Origin of the sequence: Aeromonas sp. s1(2024), from assembly GCF_040908005.1 — a bacterium.
Lineage (GTDB): Bacteria > Pseudomonadota > Gammaproteobacteria > Enterobacterales > Aeromonadaceae > Aeromonas > Aeromonas caviae.
In genome coordinates this window covers 1-17,900 of sequence record NZ_JBFOCW010000019.1, presented here as the reverse complement: position 1 = coordinate 17,900, position 17,900 = coordinate 1, and the positions used below count along the sequence as shown (strand labels likewise).

Sequence of the window (17,900 nt, the reverse complement as noted above, 5' to 3'; positions counted from 1 at the left end):
TTGGATTGCCATTGAATTCCTTAAGGGTTAAAATCCGCGCTCACGGCCAAACGACTACAGGTGGAACATGGGTACAGAGTGGAACGGCGACTACGTCAGCCCCTATGCAGAGCACGGCAAGAAGAGCGAACAGGTCAAGAAGATAACCGTCTCGATCCCGCTCAAGGTGCTGAAGGTGTTGACCGATGAGCGCACCCGTCGCCAGGTGAACAACCTGCGTCATGCGACCAACAGCGAGCTGCTCTGCGAAGCCTTCCTGCACGCCTTCACCGGCCAGCCGCTGCCCTGTGACGACGACCTGCGCAAGGATCACCCGGACAGCGTCCCCGCCGAGGCCCGCGCCATCATGGAAGCCCTTGGCAAAGAGATCGAAGACTTCGACGCCGAGTAATGCGGCTGCCCATGGCAAACGATGCATCCCTTTCAATGACGCGGCCCGGTGCCGCGTCATGCTTATCTGCCGCCTCCCCCTTCAGCCTGCGTCACTACCAGAGCGACATGCAGAGCCACAGTCATGACCACGCCCAGCTGGTGATCCCCCTCGTCGGCCCCCTCGAGATCGAGGTGCAGGGCCGGGGATGTCGCCTCGCCCCCGGTTTTGCCTGCATCATCGCCCCTGGCCTTCGCCACGACTACGCCGCCGATCCGGCGCACGTGTTTCTGGTGCAGGAGAGCCACTGGCTGCCGGCAGCCCTGGGGGACCACCCCTTCGTCGAGCTGGATGAGGCTCAGCGCCACTACCTCGCCTTCCTGCACCGCATGGTGGCCGAGGGGCGCCACGTGGCCGGCATGGATCAGGTGTGGCTCGGGCTGCTGACCGAGGGACGCGGCATGGGCCTCGCCGCCGCTCCCCGTATAGCCCCTCGTATCGCCAAGGTGCAGCGTCATATGGAAGCCCACCTCGCAGACCCCCTCACCAACGAGGAACTCGCCGCCATCGCCTGCCTCGGCCTGAGTCAGTTCAAACACGCCTTTCGCCAGCAGGTGGGCACGAGCGTCTCCCACTACCTCAGGATGCGGCGTATGGCGCTGGCCCGCACCCTGCTCGCCCGCACCCAGCTGCCAGTCGGCGAAGTGGCCAGCCGCTGCGGCTACCAGAACCAGGGAGCCTTTGCCGAGCGTTTCCTGGCCGAGACCGGACTGACCCCTTCCCTCTGGCGCCGGCAAAACGGCTGCCTGCCGTAATCGGTCGGCTCTTTGCCGAAGACAATCCCCGGGCATTCGAGGCATGCTGAGGCTCATGCAAGGTATGAGCAACGAGGAGCCAAGATGCAGACGATAAGCTGGCAGGATTTCGAGATGGTGGAGCTCAGGGTGGGCACCCTGGTGCGGGTCGAGCCCTTTCCAGAGGCGCGCCGCCCCGCCTACAAGGTGTGGGCGGATTTCGGCCCCGAGCTCGGGGTGCGCAAGAGCAGCGCCCAGATCACCGACCTCTATCGACCGGAGGATCTGGTGGGCCGCCAGATCGTCGCCGTGGTGAACTTTCCCCCCAAGCAGATAGGCCCCATCCAGTCGGAGTTTCTGCTGACCGGCTTCTATCGCCCGGATGGCGCCGTGGTGATCGCCATCCCCGAGCAGGCGGTGGAGAACGGCGCCAAGCTGGGGTGAGACACGGCAAGGCAACCAGAAAGCAGAAGCAAGAGAGGCGACCCCCGGGGTCGCCTCTCTTGTTTGATGCTGACGGCCTGGCTTATTTCAGCAGGCTGAACAGCAGGGCCGAGACCGCCAGGGCACCGGTCAGCAGGATGAAGCCGTTGACCCAACGGTGACGGAAGCGGGCCAGCGCCTCCACCTTGTAGATGGCCACCACCGGCATGATGAAGAGGATCATGGCGATGACGGGGCCGGAGAGGGTCTCCATCAACCCCAGAATGCCCGGGTTGATGATGGCGGCACCCCAGATGGCGAAGAACATCAGGGCGATGCCGAGCTTGTCCGCCTTCGCCAGCGGCAGGCCGGTGGGCTTGGCGATCAGGCTTTTCAGGCTCTCGCGGGCACCGAGGAAGTGGCCGAGGAAGGAGGAGCTGATGGCGATGAAGGCGATGAGCGGCCCCAGGGTCACGATCACCGGGTTGTCGGTGATGTTGGCGAGATAGGAGAGCACGGAGACGTTCTGGGCCTTGGCCTCGGCCAACTGGGCCGGGGAGAGGCTCAGCACGCAGGAGAAGACGAAGAAGAGCACGAAGCCCACCAGCATGACGGTGGTGTTGCGCAGGATCAGGCCGCTCTTGGTTTCGGCCTGCTCCCCGTATTCCCGGCGCTGCACGTTGGCAAAGCCCGAGATGGCGGCGGCGTGGCTGAAGGCGAACACGGTGACCGGCAGCGCCAGCCAGACGGTGTTGAGGAAGCTGGCGCCTTCAAAGGCGGTCACTTCCGGCCACTGCCACTGGGGAATGAGGTAGCAGGAGAGGGCCAGCAGGATCGCCGCCAGCGGGTAGACCATGACGGCGAAGGCCCGCAGCATCGCCTTCTCGCCGGCCAACATCACGGCGATCATGGCGAACACCAGCACGCCGGAGAGCATCACCCGATCCGGGGAGGCCAGACCGAGCTGATTGACCATGAAGCTCTCCACCGTGTTGGTCAGCCCGACGCCGTAGATGAGCAGGATCGGGAAGATGGAGAGGAAATAGAGCGCCGAGATGAGGCGCCCGGCCATCTTGCCGAAGTGCTCCTCGGCCACCTCGGTGAAGTCGGCCTGGGGGCGCGACGACGAGAGCACGAAACGCGCCAGCCCGCGGTGGGCCAGGAAGGTCATGGGACCGGCCAGCACGGCGACGATGATGAGGGGCCAGATCCCCCCCAGACCCAGGTTGATGGGCAGGAACAGAATGCCGGCGCCGACGGCGGTGCCGAACAGGCTGATGACCCAGTGGGTGTCGTGGCGACGCCAGCCGGTGCTGGCCATGGTGGAGGGGGAACCGGACAGCTCCCGTGAGACGTCTGCAGATAAACTCATCGATAAATCACTTTTACGTAGTATTAAAATCTAAAAACATTGTGCTCCTTTAGCATTTAATTCTCAAAAATGGAGACTGGCAGATCTCACTGGCAAAGCCCTGTTCCACCAGTGAGATTGGGAGGAAATTTCAACCCGGATTATTCAATTAATCCTGATACAAACCAAAAGTTAGGAATATAAAACCAAAATTAAAACCGACGTCGATTTTTTGTTTCGATGAAATGCATGTTTTCAGAATTAACTGAAATTTATGCCAGTGCAGCCAGATTGGATGTGATGATCCACTACCGTTATCGCCATCACTAGCAAATCCCCCTGAAATCCCCGTAACCAGCCAGTGGATCACACCAATGCAATCAGGCGACCCTGTGGTCGCCTGATTGCATTCCCTGCGAGCTGGTCGACCCGTCAGTGGGCCAGAATGCGACCCCAGGCGAGATCCGGGTCCCCCATCACGATGAAGTCCGGGTTCTCCAGCGACTCGGTCTCGTTGTAGCTCAGCGGTTGCAGCGTCAGGCTGAGGATGCGGCCCCCTGCCGCCTCCACGATGCACTGGGCAGCAGCGGTATCCCACTCCCCGGTGGGGCCCAGGCGCACGTAGCAATCCGCCACGCCTTCCGCCACCAGGCAGGACTTGAGGGAGCTGGAGCCGAGCGGGATCAGCTCGTAGTGGATGGCCGGGTTGAGGCGACGGGTCAGGTTCTCCAGTTTCTGGCGGCGGCTGATGGCCACCACCAGGGAGTCAGGCTGATCGTGTTCATGATGGATGGCGCTGATGGGACGGCTCTCGCCGTTCGCCTCCTTGAAGGCGCCGTGACCACGCACCGCCCAGTAGAGCAGATCGGATTCGGGGGCATAGATAACCCCGAGCACCGGGACATTGTCCCGCACCAGGGCGATCAGGGTGGCGAAGTCGCCGCTGCCTGCGATGAACTCACCAGTGCCGTCCAGCGGGTCCACCAGCCAGTACTGACGCCAGTTGGCACGCTGGTTGAAGGGGATGTCGGCCGCCTCTTCGGTCAGCACGGGGACATGGGGAGTGAGCGCTGCCAGCGCCTGTTTGAGGTAGGCATCGGCAGCAAGATCGGCACTGGTGACCGGGGTCGCATCCTCCTTCAACTGGCGTTCGAACTGACCGCCGCGATAGATCTCGTGAAGGATCCTGCCCGCCTCACGGGCGATCTCCTTGACCTCGGGTATCCAGGCCAACAACTCCTGCATGGTGCTTACCTCTGCCTCTGATTGCCAAACAGACCCTCTGCGGGCTAATTTCCCTGCTCCGCCAGCCATTTGCTGGCCAGCAGCAGGGCACTGATGCTGCGCGACTCGGTGAAGTCCGGTCGTGCCAGCAACTCGTCGATCCGGTTGAGGGGCCAGGGGATCACCTCGAGAGGCTCGGGCTCGTCACCGACCCGCTGCTCGGGGTAGAGATCCCGCGCCAGCAAGATGTCCATCCGGCTGGAGAAATACCCCGGCGCCAGCGACACCTGCTTGAGCAGGGTCAGGCTGCTCGCCCCGAAGCCCGCCTCCTCCATGAGCTCCCGGTTGCCCGCCTCGAAGGCATTTTCACCGGGGTCTATCAATCCCTTGGGGAAACCCAGCTCGTAGGAGTGGGTGCCCGCCGCGTACTCGCGCACCAGCAGCAGGGTGTGGGCATCGAACAGGGGCACCACCATGACGGCACCCCGGTTGCCGCCGCGCATCCGCTCGTAGACCCGCTCCTCGCCGTTGGAGAATTTCAGGTGAAGGGACTCCACCTTGAACAGCCGGCTCTCGGCCACGATCTCGGCCTTGAGGATCTCCGGCTTGCTCTTGTCATGGGCCATGGTCTCGACACTGAGGTGGACGGGATTGCGCTTGTGGGGATCGCTCATCGGGGGCTGACTGCTCGTTAAAAAATCGTGTTTCAAGAGTAAACGACTCCCCTGCCGAACACCACGGGGCAAAGAGGGGAAAGATGTCTGAAAAATCCGTTATAATGCGCCCCGTTTTTCCCATCACCACAGACATCGCGAGGCCCCATGTCGACTCCCCTGCCCTGGCACCAGATTGATACCGTGTTGCTCGACATGGATGGCACCCTGATCGATCTCCATTTTGACAGCCATCTGTGGCAAACCCTGGTGCCGGTGCGCTACGCCGAGCGACTCGGCCTGCCGCTGGCCGAGGCGAAGGCGCAGATAGACACCCACTATCATGCGGTCAACGGCACGCTCGACTGGTACTGCGTGGATTACTGGACCCGGACGCTCGGGCTCGACATCCGCGCCCTCAAACAGGAGATCCTGGAGAAGATCCAGTGGCGCCCCAACGTCATTCCCTTCCTGGCCGCACTCAAGGCCGCCGGCAAGCAGGTGGTGCTCTTCACCAATGCCCATCCCGCCAGCCTGTCGGTGAAGGATGCACGCCTCGGCCTCGCCCAGCATCTCGATCTGATGGTGAGCACCCATGAGCTCGGGTGGTCGAAGGAGAGCCAGCACTGCTGGCAGGCACTGGCCGAGCGGCTGGCCTTCGACCCGGCCCGCACCCTCTTCGTGGATGACAGCGAGCGGATCCTGGCCGCCTCGGCCGAGTTCGGCATCGCCCACCAGCTCGGCATCCGTCACCCCGACAGCCAGATGCCGCCGCTCACCTTCCAGCACTTCCCGGCGCTCGACGACTACGCCGACCTGCTCCCTCTCGGCGCCTGACACGCACAAGGCCCTCTTCACGAGGGCCTTGTCACATAAGCTCAACAGCCTGCCGAGCGCATACCGTTCATGAAAGCCCTCAGGCCGCATCGCGCGGGGCCAGCACCCCCATGCCGGCCAGGTAGTCGAGGGCGCTTGGGTTGAAGCCGACCTCCGTGAGGTGCGCCGCCGTGAAAGGGGCCGCATGCAGAGGCAGGCCGCGGCTCACCCGTTCCATCCAGTCCGGATTGCCAAGGGCCGCCGTGCCCACCGCCACCAGATCGGCGCCGCCGGCCAGAGCCCGAACCGCCGAATCTGCGTCGCTAATCTTGCCCGCCACCATGAGCGGCACCCGCCCGGCCAACCCGACCCTTACCGCCTCCAGCAGGGCGCCGCCGTCGGGATCCCCCGCCACCGCCTTGAAGCTGTCCCCCATGGAGAAGTGCAGGTAGTCGATCCCCTCGTCCGCCAGCAGGCGCGCCACCGCCAGCTGATGGGCCAGTTCGATGCCCTGGATATGGGCATAGCTCTCGGGGGAGAGACGCACCCCGACCAGGAAACCCCGGGGTAGACGGGCGCGAATGCCGCGCACTATCTCCACCAGGATCCGCGCCCGGTTGGCGAGGCTGCCACCCCAGCGGTCGGTGCGCCGGTTGTGCAGGGGGTTGAGGAAGTTGCAGAGCAGGAAGTGGTGGGCTGCGTGCAGCTCGACCCCGTGCAGGCCGGCGCCATGGGCCCGCTCGGCAGCGATCACAAAGGCGTCAATGAGCGTCAGAATCTCCTCCTCGCTCAGCCCCTTGACCCCGAGGGGGTAACGCCCGCCCGGCGCCAGCGCGCACGGGCCGACCGGCACCCCGTCGTTCAGCTCGGGCAGAGCCCGCATCCCGCCGTGATGCAGTTGCACCACCGCCAGCGCCCCGGCCTGCCGCGCACTGTCGGCCAGGGCCGTGAAGGCCTGCTGCTGGGCGTCCGTCATCAGGGCAGGCTGCCCCGCCCAGCAGCGTCCGCCGGGCTGCACCTGGGTGGCGGCGGCGATGAGCAGGCCGAAGCCGCCACGGGCGCAGCGCGCCATCCAGTCGAGCTCGGCCTGGCCGGGATCACCGCCTGCGCCGCTCATGTTGTGGGTCAAAGGGGCCAGCACGGCCCGGTTCTTGAGCCGCAATCCGGCTCGCTCGAAGTGGAAGCTGTCGCCCAGTGTCTTGTTCATCGTCCTCTCCCGGGATCGCAATGGCATGGCGGCCACTATAAACCCGGGCCAGGAGGATATAATCAGACGTACAAGCAAGACATTCATTCTCAGAAAGACATAATAGGCCACCCCTCATGCGTCACCACAAGCTCGATACCCTCTACCTGATGCGCCTGCTGGTCGCCATCGTCCGCTGCGGATCCTTCGCCGCGGCGGCGGCCCAGCTCGGCATCACCCCGAGCAAGGCGTCAAAAGATCTGCGCCACCTGGAGCAAAGCCTCGGCAGCGTGCTCCTGAGCCGCACCACCCGCCGGGTGCAACTGACCGACGCAGGAGAGCTCGCCTACCGCCAGGCCGACCAGATGATCGCCCTGCACGAGCAGTTGCTGGACGGCCTGCAGCGCCGCCGCTCGGCACTGTGCGGGGAGCTGCGCATCACGGCGCCGGATCTGTGGGGCGAGGTGGTGCTGACTCCGGTGCTGCTGCGCTTTCGCGCCGATCACCCGGAGGTGCGGATCATCGCCGACTTCAGCAATACCCCGGCCGACCTGCTGCGCGACAACCTGCACGTGGCGTTTCGCAGCACCGAGCTCGGCACCCAGCCCTACCTGGCGCGCCCCATCGCGGTGGACGATCTGGTGCTCTGCGCCAGCGCCGACTACCTCGACCGTCACCCGCCCCTCACCACACCGCAGGATCTGCACCAGCACAGCCTCATCACCCGCAGCCAGGAGTACGGCCGCCACGAGCGCTGGCCCCTGCTTGCCCAGGGGCGCGAGATCCCTCTCGAGGTAGCGGGCGAGCTGGCCTTCAGCAGCAAGAAGGCGATTCACCAGGGGATGCGCCAGGGACTGGGGATAGCCCGCCTGCCGCGCTACCTGGTGGCGGCCGAGCTGGCCGAGGGGGTGGTGCGCGAAGTGCTGCCGGACTATCGCCCCAAGGGGGCCCATTTCTACGCCCTCTATACCCAGCGCCGGGCCGAGTCGGCCCTGGTCGGCCACTTCCTCGACTACGTCATCGAGGCGCTCACCCCTTCATGAGCAGATCACCAGGTGGTACTGCTTCTTGCCCCGGCGCAGCAGCAGGTAGCGGCCGAACAGCCGATCGTCGGCGGTGAGCGGCTCATCCCGGCGGATCGCACCGTTGACGCTGACGGCCCCCGCCGCCAGCAGCTCGCGGGCGATCCGCTTCGAGTTGGCCAGGCCGCACTCCACCAGCAGGGTCACCAGATCCGTTTCCCCCTTGATGGGGCTGCTTGGCATGCCATCTTGCGCCAGCTGGGCCAGATCGCTCTCCCCAAGGCGCGCTACCTCGCCACTGAACAACGATTCGCTGATGCGCTGCGCCGCCGCCAGCGCCCCCTTGCCGTGTACCAGTTCGGTCAGCTCGTCCGCCAGCACCTGCTGGGCCAGCTTGCGCCCCTGCCGCTTCGCATCCTCCGCCTCCAGCGTCTCAATCTCGGCCAGCGGCATAAAGCTGTAGTAGCGCAGGAAGCGGTAGACATCCTCGTCCGCGGTGCCGAGCCAGAACTGGTAGAAGGCGTAAGGGGAGATGAGCGCCGGGTCGAGCCAGATAGCGCCCCCCTCGGTCTTGCCGAACTTGGTGCCATCGGCCTTGGTGATGAGCGGCAGCGTCATGCCATAGACCTGGGCCTGATGCAGCCGCCTAGTGAGGTCCATGCCGCTGGTGATATTGCCCCACTGGTCGTTGCCGCCGATCTGCAGGGTGCAGCCGAGGCGCTGGTTGAGCACGGCGAAGTCCTGGGATTGCAGCAGGGCGTAGGAGAACTCGGTGAACGAGATGCCCTGATCCGGACGGGCCAGGCGCTGGCGCACCGATTCGCGGGCCAGCATGGCGTTGACCGAGAAGTGCTTGCCGATGTCCCGCAGAAAATCGAGAGCGGACATCTGCCCCATCCAGTCGGCATTGTTGACCAGCAGCGGCGCCGCCAGCCCGTCGCTCGCCGGCAACAGGGCGCTTATCTGGGCCGACAGGCTGGCGACCCAGCCCTGCACCGTTTCGGCGCTGTTGAGGGTGCGCTCGCTTGCCTTGAAGCTGGGATCGCCGATAAGGCCGGTGGCCCCGCCCACCAGGGCCACCGGGGTGTGGCCCGCCAGCTGGAAGCGGCGCAGCATCAGCAGTGGCACCAGGTGGCCGATGTGCAGGCTGCCAGCGGTGGGATCGAACCCGCAGTAGACGGTGCGCGGGGTGGCAAGATGGTCGGCCAGCGCCACCGGGTCGGAATTCTGGGCCACCAGGCCGCGCTGGGTCAGCTCATCGAGCAGGTGAGGATTTGTCATGGAGGGCTCCAACAGCAAGAGAAAGAGGGCCATCCTCTCCGTTTGCGGTGCAGGCAGATATGTCCCCCAGGGGACAGTTTTGCCACTCCCGTGCTAGCATCCTGTCATCGTGGGGAAACCATTCCCTGACCCGGAGCCCATCGCCATGCCCCCGTCTCCTGCCACGGATACCCTGAGCCTGACCGCCGCCGTCGATGCCCTGCACGGCAGCGGCTTCCCGGCGGCCCTGGTGCGCCTCATCCAGCAACAGGTGGCGTTCGACTGTGCCCTGCTGCTCGGGGTGGGGCAACGGCCCGTCTACCTCTACGACAACCTGCATCATCAGCGGGCCCTATTATTCGACCGCTACCTCACACGCCACTTCAGTCAGGATCCCTTCATGCAGGCGCTGGAGCAGGGGCTGGGTGCCGGGGTCTGGACCCTGGCGCAGGTGTCGCGGGGGCGGCTCGACCCCGAGTATCGCCACCACTTCTATCAGGCCACCGGCTGGCAGGAAGAGGTGGGGCTGATCCTGCCGGTGCGCGGCGGCCTCACCCTGATGCTGTTTCTGGGCCGCCTCGACAAGCGCAGCTCCCTCAGCCGTGACGAGCTGACCAGGCTGGAGGCACTGTTCCCGCTGGTCCACTCCCTGTGTCGCCAGCACTGGCGGGAAGAGACACCCCGCCTAGCCCGCAGCCCGGCCAGGTCAGATGGCACGGACCTCAAGGGAGCCGTGGAGCAGGCTATCGCCAGTGTGGGGGGAGATCAGCTAACCCGGCGGGAGCGCCAGGTGGCGGGTTTGCTGTTGCAGGGGCTGGATACCGAGGCCATTGCCGGTGCGCTCGGCATCGGCAGCGGCACGGTGAAGAATCACCGCAAGCATCTCTACGCCAAGTTGAACCTGCACTCCCGGGCCGAGCTGTTCAGCTTCTTCCTCAATCACCTCATCACGGCGCCAGCCGGCGCGCCCCCATAACGACACCACCCCGCCGGGGCGGGGTGGTTCAAACCATGGGCAACGCCGTCAGATGCGGCCCTGATAACGCAGCGGGAAGCGCCCCTGCCCATCGGGCTGGCCGAGGAAGGGGAGCCCCTGTTTCATCTGGTCCGGCAGCTCGGGACCCGGTTTCAGGGTGCCCTGGAACAGGTACTGGCGATTGGCCTGCAACTCCAGCTTGCCCAGCACCTGCACCGCCTCCGAGCCCTGCTTGATCTCGGCCACCAGCCGGGAGTCGAGACAGGTGAGCGTGATCTCGGGATCCCCCAGGGTCAGCTTGCCCGCCGGGGTGTCCGCCTGTGCGTCATACCAGTGAAGATCCCCGTAAAGGTTGTCACACCAGGGATTGCCCTGGGCAAACTGGTCGATCTTGAGCTGCAACTGACCCGCCGCCGTCAACGGGAAAGGGGGTCTCATCGGCACCCGCTCCAGCACCCAGAGGGCCGGCGCATTCAGGGTGATGTCGCGCCCGAAAGCGGCACCGTTCCAACCCAGGATCCCCTGCCCGTTGAGTCCGCTGCGCTCGCCAAAGCGCACCGACACCTCGGGCGCCAGCCGCAGCAGGGACCAGCCATCGAGATCCCAGCGCAACTGGGTGAGGGACTCGCTGGCATATTGCACCCGAGCGGCCTGACCGCTCCAGAGGGTGCCGCTCACCCCCTCCAGCCGCACCAGATTGGGGGGCAGCGGCAGATGGCGCACCACCAGGGATGCAGGCAACTGGGCCAGCAGGAAACCGAGATAGGCCAGCAGGAAGAGACTGGCGATCACTATTTTTCGCTTCATTGGGAACGACTCAACTGCAAACGTCTGACCTTGACCAGCCCGGGGGCCAGCCCCTCGCGGGCCAGCTCGATGATCTGCACCTGGACGCCGTATTGATCCGAGAGGGTCGCAAGCCAGATCAGCAGATCATCGAACGGCACTGTGTCTATCCATACCTGCAGCTCCTGACCCTGGGGCTGCAAGCGGGCAATCTTGATCTTCTGGTTGAAGGCGGTGCGGTTCACCACACCGTCCAGGGTACCGCCGGTATCGATCTGGCGCCCCTGTCCCCCCTGCATCGCCAGCACCTCCTGTCCCTTCTCCTTGAGCCAGGCCAGGGTCTGCTGCTGGTTCACCACCTGCCGCTCGCGCTCGGCAATGCGATTTGCCACCGGCTGCCAGATCGCCCAGTAGAAGAGCCCGATGAGCAGCACGCTGCCCCCCACCGCCACCAGCCGCTGCTCGCGGGCACTGATGCCGCGCCACCAGCTCTGCAGTTTGTCCATCATGACGACCTCCCCTTGAGCACCAGCGCCCCTTCGACCTTGCCTTCGGTGCTTCGCACCTCACCCTGCTGCACCTCGAAGCGCTTGCCCGCCAGCTCGCGGAAACGTTCGATCTCGGTGAAGCCGGGGGCCGTCACCTGCAACCTCAGCTCGCCCCGGGCTGCATCGAAGCGCAGCACTTCGGGCTTGAGGCCGGGCACCTCGGCAAACACCGGGGCCAGCTCGGTCAGGAGCAACAGGACGCCATCCTGGGGAGCCTGTCCCAACTGCTGGAGGTGCTGGGTCATCTGGCTGCGCACGTTGACGATACGCGTCTCCCCCGGGAAGATCCGGGTGTAGACCTGCCGGATCTCCGCCTTGAGGGCCTTGTCCTGTTCCGCCAGCTGGTGCAGATGCACACCGCGCTGCACCAGGGCCACCAGCAACAATACGCCTGCCAGCACCGCCACCTTGCGCCACTGCAACCAGTAGCGGGCGTATTCGGTCTGGGGACGATAGGGCCCCTGCAACAGGTTGGCCTGGCAGGTCAGCGCCCCTTTCGCCAGCAACAGCATGGGCAGTTCCGGGTCAGCCCCCTGCCAGTTGCCCGCCGCCATGGCGGGGATGGGAGTATGGCAGTGAAGGGTGACGGGTTCGGTCTGCGCTGCCAGCAGCATGGCCAGCAGGGATTCCTCCGCCACTATGCCCTGACGGGGGCCCTGGCGGACCAGCCACTCCTCCCCCAGTTGCAGGGCTGACCAGCCATCAGCGGCGAGCGGCAGCGCCAGCACGTCGGGCAGCAGGTGCAGGGTCTTGAGCCCTGCCTGCTCCAGCCAGCCGAGCCAGGACTGCATCTTCCCCTTGTCCACCGCCATCAGATCCACCTCGCGGCCCTGATGGCCGAGCACCACCAGGTGCAGATCGTCCACGTCTGAGGCGATCTGCTCCTCCAGCAGATAGGGCAGGGCCGCCGCACTCTGGCGGCTGTATTTGCCCGGCAGATTGACCCGCCGGAAGATAAGATCGCTGCCGGGCACCAGGGTCACCACGGGGCGACCACCGGCACGCTCCTGCAGCTCGCCGAGGGCGTGCGCCGAGGCCAGGATGCCGGAGGCGATGATCTCCTGCTCCTGCGCCGACCAGACCAGCCAGTGCACTGGCTGCTGCGCATTGGTCCCTAGACGGATGACCAGACTCTCGCTCACTAATGTCTCTCCTGCCATGCCCGCTCCTCCCTCAGGGGGCGGGCGCACAGCCATGGGTTGCAGTCCAATCGGGAGATGCGCAGGTCAGCTGAACCGCCCCACGCCCCCTTGTTATTCGGCGCCGCCGCTCAGGCGACGCAGCATCACCAGCTTGTTGTCCTTGCCACGCTGGAAGACGGTCTCAAGCCTGGCGCGGGTCTCCCCCACCTCCGCCAGCAGGCGGGCCTCGAAGAAGCTGCTCTTGATGTCCAGGGCGCCATCCAGCCCGGTGATGGCACCCGGCTGAACCTGCAACTGCTCCGTCATCTCCTGCTTGTTCTTCCACCCCTTCTTGGGGCGGCTGGTCAGCACCCGCTTGGCATCGTCCAGCCCGATCTTCCCCTGGTAGAGCCCCACCAGCAGGGCCGCCTGCTCCGGCCGGATGGTGTTGATGTTCACCACCAGCTTGTCATTGGGCAGGGTGCACACATAGGGGGCCAGCCGGGCGTACAGGCTGGCGCTCACCCCGCGCACCGCCCGCAATTCGTCGGTGCCCAGCATCCGCTGGTTAGCCACCAGGTAGGGGGGATTGAGTCCCTCGTAGTAGGCATCCTCGGCCCCGTTGCTCGAGACCAGCTGGGTATCCTTGTCGGTCCAGTCGCGGATGGCGTCCGTCAGCTGCACCGCTTCGTAATCATCCACCTCGAGTTGGGCGAGCAGGGCCCGGAACACCTTGAACTGGTAAGGCTGGGCCTCGAGATCGTCGCCGTTCTCCCCCTCCTTGAGGGGCACGCTCAGGCTGTTGAGGTTGAAGCAGGATTGCAGATCCCGCACCCGGCCCGAGAGAGTGCCATCCTCCACCGGGAAGACCCCGTCCTCTCGCGCCCAGTTCTGTCCCAGACTCACCCGATCCGGGTCATCCTTGAAGTCCTGGTTCAGCACCTTGATCACCAGGGCCTCCGCCGACATGGCATACCACCAGGCCTGCTTGCCCAGGGTGAGGTTGGCGGTGCGGCGCAGCTCCAGTTGCAGGCGGCCGCTCATGTTGCTGGCGACGATCACCATCACCGCGAGGATGAGCAGCACCACCAGCAGGGCCATGCCCCCCTGGCGGCCCAGTGTAGTGCGGGATCGGCCCCGGCCGCGCTTAATTGCCATTGTCCGCTCGCTGGCCACCAGCACCGATCAGAAACTGGCGACGTCGAATAGTGCCGTCATCCTCCGTGACGGACAGGGGAAAACGACGATCAGTTACCATTCTCTGCCCTCTGGCCACCAGCACCGATCAGGAACTGGCGGCGTCGAATAGTGCCGTCATCCTCCGTGATAGACAGGGGAAAACGACGATCAGTTACCATTCTCTGCCCTCTGACCACCGGCTCCGATCAGGAACTGGCGGCGGATGGTGCCGTAGTCTTCAAGCTCCAGCTCCACCGCCAGCCCGTAGGGCAGCAGGTCGCGCTGGGTCCACTCTTCCTTCCACTGTCCCTTGTCGTAGAAATAGAGGCGCAGCGCCGTCACGCCAGTCAGCACGGGCTGAATGCGCGGCTCGGTGCCAATGGCCGGATCCGGATAGAGGTAGCTCAACCGCTCCAGGGTCTGCCCCTTGAGACGCCAGCCCACCCGTTGCAGGCCGGAGCGCGGCAGTATGCCGTCCGGATTAAGCCAGCCGCCGCGAATGAAGGCCATGCCCCAGTCGTCGCTCTGCTGGCCGAAGCGGGACGCCGCCAGCAGCACCTTGTTGTTCTCGCCGTCGATGCGACCGCTGCGCGGCACCATCTGGGTAATGTCCCGCTCCAGCAGGCTGAAGGCGAGCTGCAGTTCCGAGAGACGGGCCTCCTTGCGCTTGGCCACCTCGTCGCTGGTCAGCACCCCTTGCAGCACCTGATAGGCCCCCAGGCTCAGGGTGGCGAAGATGGCGATGGCCACCAGCATCTCAAGCAGGGTAAAGCCGCGGTGGTGCGATGGGCGGGTGTTGCTCTGGATCATCGGCTGACACCGGCTCCGGATCATGGACGCACGTTGATGAATGTTCATCGGCTGAGATAGGTCCGGATCATGGCCACCGGGCTGTCGGCCTTGGGCGCGGTGCGCACTTCCATGTCCAGCGCCCTGAAGTTGCTGTCCGCCGTGGCGACGCCGCGATAGCGCCAGTACCAGGTCTGCCCGGCCATCTCCTCGTCCCCTTCCACCCAGCTGTCTCCCGGCCACTTGCCTTCGAGCTTCTGCTGCACCAGCTGATTCTCCACCACCCAGGTCGCCAGGGTCTTCTGCTCCAGATAATTGAGGCCGGCCAGGTGTTCGCTCGCGGTCTTCATCACCGCCAGCCCGGCGATGGCAAACACCGCCAGGGCCACCATGACCTCCAGCAGCGTCATGCCGCGCACCCGGGCGGGGCCGCCCGACAGAGCGGTGCGACGCGCTAGAACGCCCCCTGCGGGCCTGGCGCTCTTCACTCTTCTTCCTCTTCATCCTGCAGCAGGGAGAGACGACCGAACTCGTCCCCCCTGACGGTGCGCAGGTAGTGCAGATCCTCGTCCTGCTGGCTCAGGGTCAGCACGAAGGGAGAGAGCTCTCCCCCCGGAAAGACCAGGATCTGGGGTGTCCGCTCACGCTCGTCCCGACCCTGCTCCTGGCGTTCATCCGACGCAGTACGCCAGTTGAAACCTTCCAGCTCCACCGCCAGGGTCATCCCCTCCGGCAACGTCACCGGCCCCAGCAGCCTGTCACCGGTCAGTGCGCGCCACTTGCGATCCTTGGGATCCCGGGACATAAACTGCCAGCCGTTCTCCTCGACCCGCAGCCCCAGCAGCCTGCCATCCATGACCGAATACTCCTGGGCCTGCTGCAGGGTCGCCATGAAGCGGCGCGCCTGCTTGTCGAGCTCCCGATCCCCCCTGGCGCCCCCCATGCTGAGGGTGACGGCGGTCGCCACCAGTCCCATCAACATGGCGACCAGCAACACTTCCAGCAGGGTAAAACCGGCCTGGTGACGGGCCCAAGAGGCCACCTTCATTCAGGCAGCCCCGGGGTGGCCCGGTGAGCACGACGCGGCGGAATCACTTATTGGAAGTCCTTCAGGTTCCAGTTGCCGATGTCGTCATCGGTCCCGGCTTCGCCGTCCATCCCCATGGAGAAGATGTCGATCTTGCCGAACTGGCCCGGGCTCAGCAGCTGGTACTGGTTGCCCCAGGGATCCTGCGGCAGGCGCTTGATGTAGCCCCCTTCACGGTAGCTGCGCGGCTCAGGGGATGCGGTCGGCTTGTTGACCAGGGCATCCAGCCCCTGCTCGGTGGTGGGGTAGCGGTTGTTGTCCAGCTTGTACATGTCGAGGGCGTTTTCCAGCGCCACTATGTCGGAGACCGCTTTTTGCTGATCCGCCTTCTCCTTGTTGCCCATCAGGTTGGGCACCACCAGACTGGCCAGGATCCCCAGGATCACGATGACCACCATCACTTCCAGCAGGGTAAAACCCGATTGACGACGCTTTTGCATGACTGACTCCCTAACGAAATGAGATGGCATGAGCCATCAACGATTAACTGTTAAACCACGATCGTTCGATTGAATGTGCAGGTTCGAATGGCGAAGCCTATTCGGGCACCCGACCCTCACAGATTCACCATATTGTTGAGCTCGAGCGAGTTGACCGCGGGATCGACCGATGTCACACGCACGCCAGCCTCACAGATTCACCATGTTGTTGAGCTCCAGGATCGGCTGCAGGATCGACATCACGATAAACAGCACCACCCCGGCCATGGAGACCACCAGCATGGGCTCGAACACCCCGAGGGCGATGTTCACCTGGGTTTCGAACTCCCTGTCCTGGTTGTCCGCCGCCCGCTCCAGCATGCTGTCGAGCTCGCCGCTCTGCTCGCCCGAGGCGATCATGTGCAGCATCATGGGCGGAAAAATTCTGGTTTCATCCAGCGACTTGCGCAGGCTGGTCCCCTCCCGCACCCGCTCGGTGGCCTCACCGATGCGCATGCGGGCATAGTCGTTGGAGAGCACTTCGCCGGCGATCTTCATTCCCTCCAGCAGGGGCACGGCGCTGGCGTTGAGGATGCTCAGGGTGCGGGCAAAGCGGGCGGTGTTGAGACCGCGGCTGACCCGACCGATCACCGGCAGGCGCAGTATCACCTGGTGCCAGCGACGACGACGCTTGTCGTCGGTCAGCCACCAGCGCCAGATCAGGCCGCCAATGCCAAGGAGCAGCAGGAACCAGAGGCCGTAGTGCTGCAACAGCTCGCTGGTGCCGATGAGGAAACGGGTGGTGCCCGGCAGTTGCTGGCCCATGTGTTCGAACTGGGCCACCACCTTGGGCACCACGGCGGTGAGCAGTATGGAGATGACCCCCACCGCCACCAGAGTGAGGACGATGGGATAGATCATCGCCTGCAGCAGCTTGGTGCGCATGTGCTGGCGCTGCTCTGTGTAATCGGCGAGACGGTTGAGCACCTTCTCCAGGTGACCGGACTTCTCGCCGGCCGCTACCATGGAGCGGAACAGCTGGTCGAACACATGGGGGAAGGCCCCCAGCGAATCGGCCAGGGAATACCCCTCCACCACCTTGCTGCGCACCGTCGCCACCAGGCTGCGCAGGTGGGCCTTCTCGCACTGTTCGGCGACCGCCTTGAGGGCCTCCTCGATGGTGAGACCGGCCCCCACCAGGGTCGCCAGCTGGCGGGTGATGAGGGCCAGTTCTGCGGTGGAGGCACCACGGCGAAACAGCACGAAGCGGTTCGCCTCCCGTTTGGCCTTCTCGGTGGTCTCGTTCACCTCGAGGGGGGTCAGCCCCTGCTCGCGCAGCAGCTGGCGCACCTGGCGGGCGGAATCCCCTTCCAGCACGCCGCTCTTGTTGCGCCCCTTGCCGTCGAGGGCCTTGTATTCAAATGCCGCCATCTCAGTCTTCCCGGGTCACGCGCAGCACCTCTTCGAGGCTGGTCTGCCCCTTGAGCACCTTGTCGATGCCGTCGCGGCGGATGCTGGGGGTGTGACCCCGGATCAGCCGCTCGATGGCGAGCTCGCCGCTGGCGCTGTGGATCGCCTCGCGCACCGCCTCGTCCACCACCACCAGCTCGTGGATGCCGGTCCGGCCGCGATAGCCGGTGTGGTTGCACTGCTCGCAGCCCACCGGACGCCAGATCTGCTGATCCGGCGCAAGCTCGATGCCCATGGCCAGACGCTCCTGCTCGGTGACAGGGTGCGGTGCGCGGCAATCCGGGCAGAGGGTGCGCACCAGCCGCTGGGCCAGTACCGCCAGGAGCGACGAGGAGAGCAGGAAGGGCTCAATCCCCATGTCCCGCATCCGGGTGATGGCGCCGATGGCGGTGTTGGTGTGCAGGGTCGACATCACCAGGTGACCGG

20 protein-coding genes and 2 pseudogenes are annotated in these 17,900 nt (G+C 65.1%); 6 read left to right on the top strand and 16 right to left on the bottom strand.

The window, feature by feature from the left end:
* Window positions 1–67: 67 nt before the first annotated feature.
* The 3 genes from metJ (at window position 68) to AB5Y70_RS05100 (ending at window position 1,608) form a co-directional block, all read left to right on the top strand.
* Window positions 68–391 (top strand): met regulon transcriptional regulator MetJ, encoded by a 324-nt coding sequence (gene metJ / locus AB5Y70_RS05110; protein ID WP_005327165.1) that lies wholly within the window; start codon window positions 68–70, stop codon window positions 389–391.
* A 35-nt stretch (window positions 392–426) separates the two neighbouring features.
* Entirely contained in the window at window positions 427–1,185 is a 759-nt protein-coding gene (locus tag AB5Y70_RS05105) for an AraC family transcriptional regulator (protein WP_043152960.1), read from the top strand.
* An 84-nt stretch (window positions 1,186–1,269) separates the two neighbouring features.
* Window positions 1,270–1,608 carry a tRNA-binding protein gene (locus AB5Y70_RS05100; protein WP_010675707.1) on the top strand — a complete coding sequence of 113 codons (339 nt, stop codon included), beginning with the start codon at window positions 1,270–1,272 and terminating at the stop codon, window positions 1,606–1,608.
* Between the two features lie 82 nt (window positions 1,609–1,690).
* Here the strand turns inward: AB5Y70_RS05100 and AB5Y70_RS05095 are convergent, their stop codons facing one another.
* The 3 genes from AB5Y70_RS05095 to nudE form a co-directional block, all read right to left on the bottom strand.
* A complete protein-coding gene (locus AB5Y70_RS05095; RefSeq protein ID WP_043152796.1) occupies window positions 1,691–2,959 on the bottom strand; it encodes an aromatic amino acid transport family protein in 1,269 nt (422 codons plus the stop codon).
* 411 nt (window positions 2,960–3,370) lie between these two features.
* A complete protein-coding gene (gene cysQ, locus AB5Y70_RS05090; protein WP_043152798.1) occupies window positions 3,371–4,183 on the bottom strand; it encodes a 3'(2'),5'-bisphosphate nucleotidase CysQ in 813 nt (270 codons plus the stop codon).
* A 44-nt stretch (window positions 4,184–4,227) separates the two neighbouring features.
* Complete coding sequence (nudE, locus tag AB5Y70_RS05085; protein ID WP_039040577.1) at window positions 4,228–4,836, bottom strand: ADP compounds hydrolase NudE; 609 nt, start codon at window positions 4,834–4,836, stop codon at window positions 4,228–4,230.
* 147 nt (window positions 4,837–4,983) lie between these two features.
* On the opposite strand from nudE, the gene yrfG reads away from it, so the two are divergent.
* On the top strand, window positions 4,984–5,652 hold the full coding sequence (gene yrfG, locus AB5Y70_RS05080) for a GMP/IMP nucleotidase (RefSeq protein ID WP_043152800.1): 669 nt from the start codon (window positions 4,984–4,986) through the stop codon (window positions 5,650–5,652).
* A 79-nt stretch (window positions 5,653–5,731) separates the two neighbouring features.
* Here the strand turns inward: yrfG and AB5Y70_RS05075 are convergent, their stop codons facing one another.
* Window positions 5,732–6,838, bottom strand: a complete 1,107-nt coding sequence (locus tag AB5Y70_RS05075; RefSeq protein WP_049636113.1) for an NADH:flavin oxidoreductase — start codon at window positions 6,836–6,838, stop codon at window positions 5,732–5,734.
* Window positions 6,839–6,954: 116 nt separating this feature from the next.
* On the opposite strand from AB5Y70_RS05075, the gene AB5Y70_RS05070 reads away from it, so the two are divergent.
* Window positions 6,955–7,860: a LysR family transcriptional regulator gene (locus tag AB5Y70_RS05070; protein WP_043152804.1), complete on the top strand. Its 906-nt coding sequence runs from the start codon at window positions 6,955–6,957 to the stop codon at window positions 7,858–7,860.
* Here AB5Y70_RS05070 and tyrS read toward each other — a convergent pair.
* Window positions 7,855–9,120, bottom strand: coding sequence for a tyrosine--tRNA ligase (gene tyrS / locus AB5Y70_RS05065; RefSeq protein ID WP_043152962.1), 1,266 nt, complete (start codon window positions 9,118–9,120; stop codon window positions 7,855–7,857). The genes AB5Y70_RS05070 and tyrS overlap by 6 nt on opposite strands.
* Window positions 9,121–9,265: 145 nt before the next feature.
* Here tyrS and AB5Y70_RS05060 point away from each other — a divergent pair, with 145 nt between their 5' ends.
* Entirely contained in the window at window positions 9,266–10,075 is an 810-nt protein-coding gene (locus AB5Y70_RS05060; protein ID WP_043152806.1) for a helix-turn-helix transcriptional regulator, read from the top strand.
* 48 nt (window positions 10,076–10,123) lie between these two features.
* Here AB5Y70_RS05060 and exeN read toward each other — a convergent pair whose 3' ends face one another.
* The 11 genes and pseudogenes from exeN to exeE form a co-directional block, all read right to left on the bottom strand.
* Window positions 10,124–10,882, bottom strand: coding sequence for a GspN family type II secretion system protein ExeN (exeN, locus tag AB5Y70_RS05055; protein WP_043152808.1), 759 nt, complete (start codon window positions 10,880–10,882; stop codon window positions 10,124–10,126).
* The gene (gene exeM, locus AB5Y70_RS05050) at window positions 10,879–11,370 is read right to left on the bottom strand and encodes a GspM family type II secretion system protein ExeM (RefSeq protein ID WP_010675717.1); all 492 of its coding nucleotides are present in this window, start codon (window positions 11,368–11,370) and stop codon (window positions 10,879–10,881) included. Before exeM ends, exeN begins: the two co-directional genes overlap by 4 nt.
* The gene (gene exeL / locus AB5Y70_RS05045; protein WP_080988563.1) at window positions 11,367–12,551 is read right to left on the bottom strand and encodes a GspL family type II secretion system protein ExeL; all 1,185 of its coding nucleotides are present in this window, start codon (window positions 12,549–12,551) and stop codon (window positions 11,367–11,369) included. Before exeL ends, exeM begins: the two co-directional genes overlap by 4 nt.
* A gap of 111 nt (window positions 12,552–12,662) precedes the next feature.
* Complete coding sequence (exeK, locus tag AB5Y70_RS05040; protein ID WP_043152964.1) at window positions 12,663–13,688, bottom strand: GspK family T2SS minor pseudopilin variant ExeK; 1,026 nt, start codon at window positions 13,686–13,688, stop codon at window positions 12,663–12,665.
* A pseudogene (locus AB5Y70_RS05035) lies at window positions 13,678–13,752 on the bottom strand (type II secretion system protein GspJ); the annotation flags it as partial. The pseudogene AB5Y70_RS05035 and the gene exeK, both read right to left, overlap by 11 nt.
* Before the next feature lie 125 nt (window positions 13,753–13,877).
* Window positions 13,878–14,519 carry a GspJ family T2SS minor pseudopilin variant ExeJ gene (exeJ, locus tag AB5Y70_RS05030; protein WP_049636114.1) on the bottom strand — a complete coding sequence of 214 codons (642 nt, stop codon included), beginning with the start codon at window positions 14,517–14,519 and terminating at the stop codon, window positions 13,878–13,880.
* A 44-nt stretch (window positions 14,520–14,563) separates the two neighbouring features.
* Window positions 14,564–14,917, bottom strand: coding sequence for a GspI family T2SS minor pseudopilin variant ExeI (exeI, locus tag AB5Y70_RS05025; RefSeq protein ID WP_257713654.1), 354 nt, complete (start codon window positions 14,915–14,917; stop codon window positions 14,564–14,566).
* Window positions 14,918–14,982: 65 nt separating this feature from the next.
* Window positions 14,983–15,546 carry a GspH family T2SS minor pseudopilin variant ExeH gene (gene exeH, locus AB5Y70_RS05020; RefSeq protein ID WP_043152812.1) on the bottom strand — a complete coding sequence of 188 codons (564 nt, stop codon included), beginning with the start codon at window positions 15,544–15,546 and terminating at the stop codon, window positions 14,983–14,985.
* 47 nt (window positions 15,547–15,593) lie between these two features.
* Window positions 15,594–16,025 carry a GspG family T2SS major pseudopilin variant ExeG gene (gene exeG, locus AB5Y70_RS05015; RefSeq protein WP_010675723.1) on the bottom strand — a complete coding sequence of 144 codons (432 nt, stop codon included), beginning with the start codon at window positions 16,023–16,025 and terminating at the stop codon, window positions 15,594–15,596.
* Between the two features lie 189 nt (window positions 16,026–16,214).
* Entirely contained in the window at window positions 16,215–17,435 is a 1,221-nt protein-coding gene (exeF, locus tag AB5Y70_RS05010) for a GspF family T2SS innner membrane protein variant ExeF (RefSeq protein WP_039040588.1), read from the bottom strand.
* 1 nt (window position 17,436) lies between these two features.
* Window positions 17,437–17,900, bottom strand: a pseudogene (gene exeE / locus AB5Y70_RS05005) (GspE family T2SS ATPase variant ExeE); the annotation flags it as partial.